Origin of the sequence: Salipaludibacillus sp. HK11 (genome assembly GCF_047795645.1) — a bacterium.
Classification (GTDB): Bacteria; Bacillota; Bacilli; order Bacillales; family Salisediminibacteriaceae; genus Salipaludibacillus.
On record NZ_CP181045.1, the window covers coordinates 509,518 to 522,620 of the forward strand.

The following is a 13,103-nucleotide window of genomic DNA, read 5'->3' on the forward strand; positions in this document are numbered from 1 at the left end:
TTTCATATGATAAAAGCAGATAAGAGAGAAGAGATGCTTGCAAAAGATGAGAAGTATCTATGGCATTCTATGAAGCCGTACAATCCAGAAGCTACAATGATTGCAAAAAAAGCAGAGGGATCGTGGGTAACAGATATAAATGGAAAAAGATATTTAGATGCAATGGCAGGTTTATGGTGTGTTAATGTTGGTTACGGCAGAATTGAGTTGGCAGAAGCAGCTTATCAGCAAATGAAAGAGCTCGCATATACTCCTTTAGTACAAAGTCATCTTCCCGCAATTCACCTAGCGGAAAAAATTAATAGTATGCTTGATGATGACTATGTGATTTTCTTTTCAAATAGCGGTTCAGAGGCAAATGAGGTAGCGTTCAAAATTGCCAGGCAATATCATCAGCAAAAGGACGATTACCACAGGTATAAGTTCATTTCAAGGTATCGATCGTATCATGGTAACACAGCAGCTGCACTAGCAGCGACTGGGCAGGCGCAACGTAAATTTAAATATGAACCACTCAGTCCAGGATTTTTGCACGTTTCTCCGCCTGATAATTATCGAAATGATCACGGAGAGAATGATCGCTGGGGAGCTAAAAATCTTGATGACGTGATGACATGGGAATTTAGCGACACCATAGCTGGGGTAATTATGGAACCGATTATTACGGGTGGCGGTATCCTAGTTCCTCCTGATAAATACATGGTCGAAGCAAAAGCGGCGTGCGAGCGCCATGGTGCTTTACTTATTGCAGATGAAGTGATTTGTGGTTTTGGACGAACGGGAAAAGCTTTTGGATTCATGAACTATGATGTGAAACCAGACATTATTACAATGGCGAAAGGATTGACAAGTGCTTATTTACCACTCTCAGCAACAGCTGTTAAAAGGGAGATATATGAGGAGTTTAAAGGAGATGATGGGTATCAGTTTTTTCGTCATATTAATACTTTCGGCGGAAATCCAGCAGCGTGTGCGGTAGCATTAAAGAATTTAGAAATAATCGAAAATGAAAAGTTGTTTGATCGTTCGAGAGAATTAGGAGAGCAAACACGTTTCCAATTAAAAAATAATCTTCAAGACCATCCTTATGTTGGAGATGTTCGGGGAAAAGGATTGCTTATTGGTATTGAGCTAGTAAAAGATAAGCAAACAAAAGAACCATTAGACGTAAAAAAAGTAGATGCTGTTATTTTTTATTGTAAACAACAGGGAGTAATCATTGGCAAAAACGGTGTCACTGTCGAAGGATATAACAATGTATTAACTCTCTCACCACCATTAAATATTGCAGAAGAGGATCTTTTACTAATAGTGGATACATTAGTAAAGGGATTAGAGAATATAAAGTAGTTTTCAAAAGAATTTCTCTACGAAATCAGCTTTGTCTTAAGTGAAATAAGGAGGTTTTGTCATGCGAATTGGTGTACCAAAAGAAATAAAAAACAATGAAAACCGCGTTGCGATTACACCTGCTGGGGTATTAAACCTGATTCAAGCGAATCATAAAGTTTTTATAGAAAACAATGCAGGTGTAAATTCTGGTTTTATAAACGACGATTATAAACAAGTAGGAGCTACTATTGTTGCATCAGCAGCAGATGCATGGGCTCAAGAAATGGTGATGAAGGTAAAAGAACCGATAGCAGAAGAATATTCGTATTTTTATGATGGATTAATATTGTTCACTTATCTCCATCTAGCAGCAGACAAACCTTTAACTGAAGCGCTTGCCCAAAAAAATGTTGTAGCTATTTCTTATGAAACCGTTCAATTGCCAGATAACAGTCTTCCTTTATTAACACCGATGAGTGAAGTAGCTGGACGGATGGCAACGCAAATGGGAGCTCATTATCTTGAGAAAACAGAAGGAGGAAAAGGAATTCTATTAGGAGGGGTTCCTGGTGTGAAACGTGGAAAGGTAACGATAATTGGAGGTGGAATTGTTGGTACAAATGCCGCAAAAATTGCCATAGGGTTAGGAGCTGAAGTAACAATTATTGACTTAAATCCAGAACGACTTCGTCAGTTAGATGATATTTTTTCCAACTCGATTAATACATTAATTTCTAACCCGCTGAACATTAGTGAGGCGTCGGCTGAATCAGACTTGCTCATTGGTGCTGTATTAATTCCTGGAGCTAAAGCACCTCAACTTGTTACGGAGGAAATGGTATCCAATATGAGTGAAGGAAGTGTCATCGTTGACGTTGCAATAGATCAAGGCGGTATTGTAGAAACTGTTGATCGAGTGACAACCCATGATAATCCAACCTATGTAAAGCACGGAGTCGTGCATTATGCAGTCGGTAACATGCCTGGTGCTGTACCTCGAACATCAACGATCGCTTTAACAAATGTGACGATGCCATATGCGTTACAGATAGCTAACAAAGGTTTTGAAAGAGCATGTACTGAGGATGAAGCGTTACTGAAAGGTGTCAACGTTATGAATGGCAGAGTGACATTTAAAGAAGTAGCAGACGCTCATAATATCGAATATTCAACGATTCGAGATCAAGATATTGATCGTTTAAATAAAGTAATGTAAATATCATACCATTTAACCATTTATAAAACCTATTTTACTTACTTGTAAATAAACAGCGTCCACATCTCGATACAAGATGTAGACGTTGTTTTTGTTTGACGGATAATAACTGTTATTTAGTTGGATCAATGGTTTGAATGGTACCATCATCATTATATTTTAGTTCGCTATACTTTACACTGCGTTTATGGTCTACTCCTCCTGATAAAGAGCAATCATGATAAAATAGATACCATTTTTCCTCAAACTCTACAATCGAATGGTGGGTAGTCCATCCTTCAACAGGCTCAAGTATTCTACCTTTGTAAACAAAAGGTCCGTATGGATTTTTGCTCATTGCATAAACGATATAATGAGTTGTGCCCGTAGAATAGGATAAATAATAATTGTCATTGTATTTATGTACCCATGCTCCCTCGAAGAAACGTTTATCTTCATCGCCTGCAAGAATAGGATTGCCATTTTCATCAATAATGGATATTTCCTTAGGAGCTTCTTTAAAGCTGGTCATATCTTCGCTTAATTCGGCTATAACAGGTCCTAATGCAGGTCCACCTTTATCAGGGTCATCCGCGTTGAGATTAAACGAACCAGTTTGCCATTTTTCTAATTGGCCTCCCCAAAGACCTCCAGCATACAGGTATGCCTTGTTGTCGTCATCCACAAATACGGCCGGATCAATACTGAAACTACCTTGAATGTAGTTTGCTTGAGGCGTGAATGGACCAGCAGGAGAGGAGCTTGTTGCGACGCCGATTCGAAAAATATCATCTTTATCTTTTGCAGGAAAAAATAAATAGTACGTATTGTTTTTAAAAGCAGCATCTGGAGCCCATAGTTGTTTCTTTACCCATGGAATATCTTTTGCGTGAAGAACTTCTCCATGGTCTACACATTCAGAATTAAAATCATTCATCGATAAAACATGATAATCTTCCATAGCATATTGATCACCATTATCATTAGAAGGTCCATCATGATCAAGGTCGTGAGAAGGATATATATAAATTTTACCTTCAAAAACATGAGCAGATGGGTCTGCAGTATAAATATGATTTACTAATGGTGTATTTGGTTTAACTACATTTTTCAACTGAACTCCCCCTTAGTAACAAAATTTCTACAACTATTTTTATTATATCAATATTAGTACAACAAGCAAATACTTCAATGAAACAAGAATTTCAGTTTCCGGTTTGAATATCAATATTAAAAGTGGAACGTTCCGATAGAGAGATTCAGACAAAATAATCTTTGGTACATAATTAGTGGGTCAGTGTTAGTAATATAACGTTGATCGTCTTATTTTAGCGTAAAAGTTTATAATTATCATTGTTTTTTGGTATGGTAAATATATATCAGTCGAGAGGAGTTTTTGTATGAAAACCTATAAGTCGAGAGAAGAGGTTCCAGAAACAGAAAAGTGGGATTTAAATGATATCTATGTGTCACTCGAGGAGTGGGAAAGGGATTATCAAAAAATAGAAAAAAATGTAGCTGAACTGCAAACTTTTGATGGGAAAATTAATGATGGCAAAACGCTTTATAACTTTTTGCATAAAGAAGAACTCGTTGAAACATTGTTTAAGAACGTCTTTGTATACGCAAAGCTAAGTGGTGATCTTGATACAAGAGAAACACTACCTCAATCGTTATTAGAAAAGGCGAGTCAACTTGGTGTGAAGCTGAATTCGGCTACGTCCTTCTTTACGCCTTTTCTTTTAGGGTTAGAAAAAAGCACATTAGATAAATATATCGAGGAAGATTCTCGCTTAGATTATTTTAAAGACGATTTGTACGATGCTTATCGATATAAAAAGCACGTATTAAGTAAAGAAAAAGAAGAACTATTATCTCAATTAGGGGAATCCCTTTCTTCACCAAGTAGGACCTTCGGAATGATAAACAATGCCGACATCAAATTTGGCGAAGTAACCGATGATGATGGAAACAAAGTGGAGCTTACTCGAGGAATGTACTCGAAATTAATGGAAGAGGATGATCGTTCGAAGCGTGAAGAAGCTTACAACGCTTATTACAAACCTTATGTACAGCTGAAGAATTCAATTGCTTCAACATTGTCCGCTGCGATAAAAAATAATGTGACACTGTCGAAAGTAAGAAGTTATCCTTCTGCACTAGAAAAATCTTTATTTGCTAATAAGGTTCCAAAAGAGGTTTATGAAAATTTGATTCAAACGACAAAAGATAACCTTCAATCGATGTATCGCTATACCGAATTACGAAAAAAGACGTTAGGTGTAAACGAATTAAGACAATATGATTTAGCTGTTCCTTTGGTAAATGGAGTGAAAGAAGACATTTCTTTCGATGATGCTTACCAAATGATGTTAGATGCATTATCTCCTCTTGGAAGTGACTATATTAATGTATTGCAAGAAATGAAAAGTGAGAGGTATATTGATGTCCGTGAAACTCCAGGAAAAAGTTCAGGTGCTTATAACTTAGGGCTTTATGGGATTCATCCGTTTGTATTATTGAATCATCAGGATGACTTGAATAGCTTATTTACGTTGGCGCATGAAATGGGGCACGCGATGCATAGTCACTATTCAAATACACACCAGCCACAAATTACAGCCGGATATACGATTTTTGTTGCAGAAGTGGCGTCTACGGTAAATGAAGTGTTGTTAATTAACTTCTTATTGAAAAATGCGAAAAATGAAGAATATCGAAAGTATTTATTAAATCACTTTATTGATCAATTTAAGGGAACATTTTTTACACAAGTGATGTTTGCAGAGTTTGAAAAGAAGACGCATGAACGTGCTGAAAAGCAAGAGTCTTTAAATGCAGAATCTTTCAGCGAATTGTATGAAGCGTTATTTCAAGAGTATAACGGAGATTCACTCGTGTTAGAGGAACAAACGAAATATGGTTGGGCAAGAATTCCCCATTTTTATCGGCCATTTTACGTCTATCAATATGCAACAGGTTTCGCCGCTGCCATCGCCATTGCTAACAAGATATTGAATGGTGATGAAGAAGTACTTGCAAACTACCAGGAATTTTTGAAGAGCGGTAGTTCGGATTATCCGATTGAATTATTGAAGAAAACAGGGGTCGATTTAACGAGTCCAGAACCGATTGAAGATGCACTCAGCCTCTTCGCAGAATTGGTCGACGAATTCTCGAAACTATAGCCTTGCACATAGCCTAAAGGAGTTCTCATGAAAAAATGTGAGAGCTCCTATTTTGTACTTTAAGAATGTTTAACTTCGCTAAAGGATTAAAGTATAAAATAAACTAAGGCTTTCTAATTTCTATTATTAGAAGAATCAATAGTGTCTAACCAAGTATAATTTATAATTATTGAAAAATTCATAAACTGAATAGGGTGCCATTTGGAAATGAGGGAGTGTGAGATGAAGAGAATATCAAAAACAAAAGGATAGTTTGATGTTTTTGAAGAAAAGTTAGTTAATAAGATCGATGATTTAGAAGACTAAAGACAGAAGTCGCACTTAAAATGGAACAATGATGAAAGGAAGCAGATTTTTTTCTGTTTCCTTTTTTTGTACGTGAGTTAGACGTAACATATGGTGACCAGATACCTCTTCAGACTGGTGATTAAGAAGGGTTTTCTCTAAATATACATACAAAACATTGTAAGATAATCTATCTATATTCCATACAAATTAGCTATTTTGTGGCAATCTATGACTTGTGTACTTGTGAAAATGATGAGTTAAAAAGTGATGTATTCACGAAAATATCTATTGATAACACTTAGTATGTTCTTGTAAACGAGCATGTATGGAGGGTAAAAGACATTGGGGCAAGAAAGAGTTAACAAACGATTTTTAGCGATTACTACGATAGGAATGATTATTGCGTTTACAGCATGGGCTGCTTTTTCACCGTTAATTAATCACTTTGGAGAAATGTATCATCTTTCAGCAACACAACAAAGTATGTTGGTAGCTATTCCAGTTTTATTAGGATCAATTATGAGGGTTCCGTTTGGAATATTAACCGAAAAATATGGCGGTCGGAAAATGTATACAGCTCTTATGTTGTTTCTAGTTCTGCCATTATTAGCGTCAGGTTTTGCTCAATCGTATTTGATGCTTTTGGTGTGTGCGTTATTTCTCGGGATGGCAGGGACGGCTTTCGCCATCTCGATGACATTTGTTTCGAAATGGACTCCGAAAGAAAAGCAGGGAACGGCATTAGGAATAAACGCGATAGGGAATGTAGGAACAGCGGTGGCTACATTTACGCTTCCATCGATTGCTTTGTTATGGGGTGTCGAATGGGTTTTTTGGAGCTTAATTATACCGGTCGTGATCATGGCAGCTGTCATCTGGTTTTACACGCCTGAAACACCAAAATCGAAAGCGAACCGTACGGTAAGAGAAGAATTAACTATATTGAGATTTAAAGATACTTGGATTCTTTCTTTGTTTTATTTTGTAACGTTCGGTATCTTTGTTGCTCTAGGGATTTACTTACCAACGTTACTGATAAATTTATTCGAATTATCCGCAGTTGACGCAGGCATGAGAGCGGCAGGCTTTGTTGTTCTGGCAACACTCGCCAGGCCAGTCGGTGGTTATATCGCGGATAGGTTTGATCCTGGGAAGATGTTAACTGTTGTGTTTATCGGAATTATTGCTTGTGGCCTGTTGCTATCAGTGGCAATAGAAAATCTCATAATAATGACTCTAGCTTGTTTACTGTTGGCGATTGTAACAGGTGTAGGCTGTGGAACAGTTTTTAAGATGGTCCCAAGTATGTTTCCAAAATCTACTGGAGCTGTGACAGGAATTGTTGGAGCTGCAGGAGGTCTTGGTGGTTTTTTTCCACCGATTATGTTGGGGATTATTAAAGACCAAACCGGAGCATACAGCATTGGTTTTGTTTTGCTTGTGATTGTTACTATCTTTTGCTTATGGCTAAATAAACGTGAATATGACACTGGAACGAAGCCAACCGCAAGTCGGAAAACAAGCAAAAGGAAGCGCAGGGACGGTTCTCTTGCTTCCGTTTCAAAATAAATAAGAAGAAGCATATATATAAACGGAGTATGAAAGCACTTAAAGACAAGTGGCTTCATACTCCGTTTTGATTGATAATATTTACTTTTTCAAAGCACTTAATTTGTCTGCAATCGTTTGACTAATCAGTTCGTAGTCTTTTTCCCCATCAAAATAGATCGGTTTTCCGAATGTGACAGTCGCCTTACTAAACCACTTCTTATTTGTTGTTCCATCAATGTATGCAGGGATGACAGGAGCACCACTTTTAGAGACAATAAAACCAATCCCTTTTTTTGGTTCTTGCATATCGTCGGTCTGACTTCGGCTGCCTTCAATAAATATCGAAAAGATTTGACCGTCTTTTAAAAGTTTCAAGGAATGTCTTAACGACTTTATATCGGCTTTTTCTCGATTAACTGGGAAGGCACCCATTTCAGTTATTAACCACGCTAACCATCTTTTTTGGAAGAGACTTTCTTTAGCCATTATGTACAATTTTCTAGGTGTGTGCGTGCCAACTACTAGGGAATCCCAGTTACTACGATGGTTCATGGCGATAATGACGCCACCTTCTGGTATATTTTTGACTCCTTGAACTTTCAAACGAAAACGTAAATGCGTGATCCAGTACATTGTAAAAACAACTATTTTATAAACCATGTTTTTTCACCTTTTTCTATGTTGTAAATATTTTTTTACTTTAAGAATGTTTAACTTAGCTAAAGGATTAAAGTATAAGATAAAGTAAGGCTTTCGCCATGAGGACTTGGCGATAAGCCAAGTTTTTCTGAAATATTGTTCTTACATAGCCTGTTTTCAGAGACATGCGTAACTCTATCTAACTGCTAATCAATACGATTATTACAGAAGTAAGGAGAGAAAAAGATATATTCGTAAAATTTTGAGAACATTCCTTGTAATATTTTATCAGTGGTTGCGAAATAAATCTATATAAAGCGGTAGAATACTTTAATAGAAGCCAGATATATTTATAGAGTTTAATGCCTAAAAGCAGTAATATAGTAAATATCTTCCTTATAGTTAGTGGAAGGGGAATGGAGGGCGAGAATGAAAGATATGTGGGATGCAAATTTATATGATGGAAAACACTCGTTTGTTTCTATGTTGGGTAATGACTTATTGGACATGCTAGCACCGAAACAAGGAGAACAAATTCTTGACATTGGTTGTGGAACAGGCGATTTGGCGAATGAATTACAAGAGCAGCAAGTAAAAGTAATTGGGATTGATAAATCCGAAAATATGGTGCAACAAGCAAAGAATAAATACCCACAGATAACCTTTCTAGTTAAGGATGCAGTTGATCTGAAATACACGAGCGAATTTGATGCTATTTTTTCTAACGCGACACTTCATTGGGTGAAAACTCCGAAACAGGCTTTAAATTGTATATACAAAAGCTTAAAAACAGGAGGGAGATTTGTTGCGGAATTTGGTGGTAAGGGGAATGTACAACAAATAACCAATGAAATTTTCAATCAATATAGGGAGTTAGGACTGGAAATAGAAGTAAGTCGTTTTCCGTGGTATTTTCCGAGTATAGCTGAATATACAACGATTATGGAAGAAGTGGGATTTAGAGTGACGTTTGCACAACACTTTGATCGACCAACAGCATTAGATGCGAATTCAGGTTTAAGAAATTGGATTGAAATGTTCGCTAGTAGTTTGTTTGAAGGCCAATCTGAAAATGTGAAAGAGAAAATGATTGTTGGTGTCGAAAAAAACTTGAAAGAAACGTTATATCAAGAGGAACATTGGATAGCAGATTATAAAAGGATTCGTGTCGTTGGTTTTAAAGAGGATATTTAGCGGTTGGAACCTATCAGTGTGGGTTCCTTCTTCTATCGTAAAAAAATTGATTTTGAAAATGTACGTATTGTCCACATTCAATGAGACTATTACATACTTTTACAATATTCATAAAATGTACTGATTTCATGAAGAAAATAATGAAAGATAGGAACAAATAGAGATATAACGAAGTATATTGAGCTTTCTCATGTTCAGAAAGATGATATTTGTAAGAATAAAAGAAAGGACACTTTGTCAGAGGTTTACTAGTAACTTTGATATGGTAAAATAGTCAAAAAGACAATATTAAGTGAGGAGAATGACATTGAATAAAAAATACTTATTAAGTTTAACCCTTGCCTTATCCGTATCTGTAATTGCTGCTTGCAGTAACGAAGATGAAGGTAATGTGGCTGAAGTAAACGAAGAAAATAATGAAGAAGTAGAAACGCAGGAGGAAGAACCTGTTGGAGATAATGAAGTCAATGAGGAAGTGGCTCTTGAAGACGCACTCGCAGAAGAGGAATTAGCTGAACAACCGGAAATGGACATGCCTGAGCCAGATTTAGAAAGTATCCCAGATGTTGTTGCAGAAGTAAATGGAGATGAAATACCGAGAGATGAATTTGTTTCTATTTACCAACAGCAATTTCAGTATGCTACTATGATGGGTGGAGCAGAAGTTGACGAAGACCAAATGAAACAAGAACTTGCAGAAAACATGATTGGTACGCAACTCCTTATTCAAGAAGCAGACAGAAATGGTTTTGAAGCCACAGAAGATGAAGTAAATGAAACGCTCGATGAAATAGTTGCGCAAAATGGCCTTGAATCAAGGGAAGAGTTTTTTTCCATTGTAGGAGACCAAGGCATGGATGAAGATGAAATCATGTCTCAGTTGGAGACAGAAGTAAAAGTAGAGCAGCTTATTGCTAGTGAGCTAGGGGATAACGAGCCAACAGATGAAGAACTACAAGAATTTTATGATCAGATGGTTGCCCAACAAGAAGAAATGGCTGGGGAGACCGAAGAAGAAATAGAAATACCATCTTTTGAAGAAGTAAAAGATGATCTTGTACAACATGTGAAGGATCAACAAGAAACGGAATTACTTCAAACGCTTATTGCAGAACTTCGTGAAGATGCAGATGTGACGATTTATCTTTAATTTTATTTATATTAAAACCAGGTGCCATTCATTTGGACCTGGTTTTTTTGGTGTGCTAAGCTTGTAACAATCGTTATCGCTGTTTCGCTAGGATCGATTGGTATGATACATACATCTTAAAACATACAATCCTCACCCCATTGTTGCGAAAAACATTATTTCCGTTTAGTATTAATGGCTTTTCTTATTTTAGACAATGATTTCTGCATTAATTCCTTTCGCCCGATACTAACATTGACATAAAGACAATCAATAAGAGTTAATTGTGCAATACGAGAGGAGAGGGCTTCAGAACGGTAATCTGTTTCTTCAGCGATAGTATAAAGCGGAACATCGACGTTTTCAGCTAAAGGAGATTTCGCTAGCGTTGTAATTCCAATTGTTTTTGTCCCTTGCTGTTTGGCGATTTCCATGGCCTGGAGAATGTCCTGATTCGTGCCAGTATGAGAGATTAGTACGACGACATCATTCTTAGTGAGCTGAGAAGCAGACATGACTTGAAAGTGAGAGTCACTATAAGAAGCAGTTGGAATACCAGTGCGCATAAATTTGTGATGGGCATCCATCGCAATGATACCTGAGCCCCCATTTCCATAAAACTCAACACGATTAGCTTCGAGGATCAATTTGACGGCCTTTTTAAAATCGTTCTCAGTTACAATAGATAAGGTCTCTTCCAACGTATGAATATTAGAATGGAACACTTTCTCGGCTACAAGCTGTTCATCATCTCCTTCTTGAATTGCTTCATGGATGTCTTTTATTCCTTTATCAACTTCGGATGCAAGCGCAATTTTCATCGCTTGATACCCCTTAAAACCAATTCGTTTACAGAAGCGGAACACGGTTGCTTCTGCTACGTTAAGGTTTTCTGCTACTTGGCTAATTGTCGAATGAATAATTATTTCAGGATGCTCTAAAATATAATCGGCAATTTTTCTTTCTTTATCTCGGAAGTCTCCATAGGAAGCGCGAATCCGATGTTTGCAATGGGTATTTTCATTTGCTGTCATTTGAGGTGCCCCTTTAAACGTGCGATTTCATTCATTATAAATGAAATCGGCCAATAAAAAAATTTTTTTCATAAAATAACTTGAAAAAGAAATAATACATCTTATAATGAGAGGTATTGAGAAATAAAATTTCATTAAATTTTGAGAGAGGTGTGAAAAGATGCAAATTGGATTAATAGGTCTTGGAAAAATGGGGTTTAATTTGGCAGAGAATATGTTAGACCATCATCACGAAGTAGTGGCGAATGATATTAATATTCATCAAGTAGACGAGATTGCTAAAAAGGGTGCGGTTTCAGCTTTCTCTGTTGAAGAAGTAGTCGAAAAGTTGCAACGCCCTAGAGCAGTCTGGCTTATGGTACCATCTGGTAAAATTACAGAGAACCTTGTGGAAAAAATGTCTCAATTATTAGACAAGGGAGACATTCTTTTAGATGGAGGAAACTCGAATTATAAAGATTCTCTTAGAAGAGCAGAATTCCTCAAGGAAAAGGGAATTGACTTAATCGATGTTGGAACGAGTGGTGGAATTGAAGGGGCACGACACGGAGCATGTATGATGGTCGGTGGACCTATAAAAGCCGTGCAAAGATTGGAGAAAATTTTTACAGATACGACGATTGAAAATGGCTATCATCATGCGGGAAAGACAGGTAGCGGTCACTTCTTGAAAATGATTCATAATGGAATCGAGTATGGCATGATGCAATCGATTGCTGAGGGATTTGATATTTTAGAGAAAAGTCCATTTGACTATGATTATGAAAAAGTTGCTAAAGTTTGGAATCACGGGTCAGTTATTCGTTCTTGGCTTATGGAACTTACAGAAAGCGCATTCTCTAAAGACCCAAAGCTAGATGATATTCGTGGAATCATGAATTCATCGGGAGAAGGAAAATGGACCGTAGAGACTGCACTTGATTTACAAACTGCCGCACCAGTTATCGCCTTGTCACTCATGATGCGATATCGATCTCTCGAGGATGATACATTTACTGGAAAGGTAGTTGCTGCGTTAAGAAATGAATTTGGCGGGCATGAAGTTCACAAAAAAGAGTAAATGATAAACCTTACATGGAGATTATATTAACTTTATTGAACTATTAAGTAAGCAATCATTGGTCCATTATCATCCATCGTTTCGTGTGCTGTGCATATGAGTTTGTACGTCCCAGATTCATTGAATTGCAGATTTAATAACGTTTCTTCGCCTTTTTTTACGGTGCCTTTCACGTTTGTACCTTCAATAATAAATGGGTGTTCTTCACCGTTTACTCCAAATATACTAAGAGTGACCGGCTCTCCTTTAGGGATATGGATCGTACCAGGGTCCCAGCGATATGACTCGATTTCTTCTCCTGATTTAGTTTCTGATTTGAATTCACCAGTTACCATATTTATATGGTACGTTTCATTGTCATCCGCAGACATCGTTCCGCCAGTTAGGTGAGCTAATGGATTAAATAAAAAGAATCCAATTGCAAGAAATAATCCAAGCAAAGCACCAATGATCCATCTTCTTTTAACTGTAATCAACTTCATATGTCTCCTCC

Annotated in this window: 11 protein-coding genes; 7 read left to right on the top strand and 4 right to left on the bottom strand. The window is 37.0% G+C overall.

Features of this window, described 5'->3' with window-relative positions; translation table 11 throughout:
- Positions 1–6 precede the first annotated feature (6 nt).
- Both ACM26V_RS02750 and ald read left to right on the top strand, forming a co-directional pair.
- Positions 7–1,350, top strand: a complete 1,344-nt coding sequence (locus ACM26V_RS02750; RefSeq protein ID WP_416149938.1) for an aspartate aminotransferase family protein — start codon at positions 7–9, stop codon at positions 1,348–1,350.
- Between the two features lie 61 nt (positions 1,351–1,411).
- Entirely contained in the window at positions 1,412–2,548 is a 1,137-nt protein-coding gene (gene ald / locus ACM26V_RS02755; RefSeq protein ID WP_416149939.1) for an alanine dehydrogenase, read from the top strand.
- A gap of 112 nt (positions 2,549–2,660) precedes the next feature.
- Here the strand turns inward: ald and ACM26V_RS02760 are convergent, their stop codons facing one another.
- Positions 2,661–3,641 carry a glycoside hydrolase family 43 protein gene (locus ACM26V_RS02760; RefSeq protein WP_416149940.1) on the bottom strand — a complete coding sequence of 327 codons (981 nt, stop codon included), beginning with the start codon at positions 3,639–3,641 and terminating at the stop codon, positions 2,661–2,663.
- A 286-nt stretch (positions 3,642–3,927) separates the two neighbouring features.
- Between ACM26V_RS02760 and pepF the strand changes: the two genes are divergently transcribed.
- Together pepF and ACM26V_RS02770 are read left to right on the top strand one after the other, a co-directional pair.
- Positions 3,928–5,715, top strand: a complete 1,788-nt coding sequence (pepF, locus tag ACM26V_RS02765) for an oligoendopeptidase F (RefSeq protein WP_416149941.1) — start codon at positions 3,928–3,930, stop codon at positions 5,713–5,715.
- Between the two features lie 681 nt (positions 5,716–6,396).
- On the top strand, positions 6,397–7,572 hold the full coding sequence (locus tag ACM26V_RS02770; RefSeq protein WP_416151774.1) for an MFS transporter: 1,176 nt from the start codon (positions 6,397–6,399) through the stop codon (positions 7,570–7,572).
- Positions 7,573–7,653: 81 nt separating this feature from the next.
- Here ACM26V_RS02770 and ACM26V_RS02775 read toward each other — a convergent pair whose 3' ends face one another.
- Positions 7,654–8,214 (bottom strand): lysophospholipid acyltransferase family protein, encoded by a 561-nt coding sequence (locus ACM26V_RS02775; protein ID WP_416149942.1) that lies wholly within the window; start codon positions 8,212–8,214, stop codon positions 7,654–7,656.
- Positions 8,215–8,622: 408 nt separating this feature from the next.
- Here ACM26V_RS02775 and ACM26V_RS02780 point away from each other — a divergent pair, with 408 nt between their 5' ends.
- The gene (locus tag ACM26V_RS02780; RefSeq protein WP_416149943.1) at positions 8,623–9,387 is read left to right on the top strand and encodes a class I SAM-dependent methyltransferase; all 765 of its coding nucleotides are present in this window, start codon (positions 8,623–8,625) and stop codon (positions 9,385–9,387) included.
- A gap of 301 nt (positions 9,388–9,688) precedes the next feature.
- The gene (locus tag ACM26V_RS02785; protein WP_416149944.1) at positions 9,689–10,537 is read left to right on the top strand and encodes a SurA N-terminal domain-containing protein; all 849 of its coding nucleotides are present in this window, start codon (positions 9,689–9,691) and stop codon (positions 10,535–10,537) included.
- Positions 10,538–10,692: 155 nt separating this feature from the next.
- Here the strand turns inward: ACM26V_RS02785 and ACM26V_RS02790 are convergent, their stop codons facing one another.
- Positions 10,693–11,550 (bottom strand): MurR/RpiR family transcriptional regulator, encoded by an 858-nt coding sequence (locus ACM26V_RS02790; RefSeq protein ID WP_416149945.1) that lies wholly within the window; start codon positions 11,548–11,550, stop codon positions 10,693–10,695.
- 160 nt (positions 11,551–11,710) lie between these two features.
- On the opposite strand from ACM26V_RS02790, the gene gnd reads away from it, so the two are divergent.
- A complete protein-coding gene (gene gnd, locus ACM26V_RS02795) occupies positions 11,711–12,610 on the top strand; it encodes a phosphogluconate dehydrogenase (NAD(+)-dependent, decarboxylating) (protein ID WP_416149946.1) in 900 nt (299 codons plus the stop codon).
- Positions 12,611–12,642: 32 nt separating this feature from the next.
- Here the strand turns inward: gnd and ACM26V_RS02800 are convergent, their stop codons facing one another.
- Positions 12,643–13,092 (bottom strand): cupredoxin domain-containing protein, encoded by a 450-nt coding sequence (locus ACM26V_RS02800; RefSeq protein WP_416149947.1) that lies wholly within the window; start codon positions 13,090–13,092, stop codon positions 12,643–12,645.
- Positions 13,093–13,103: the final 11 nt, after the last annotated feature.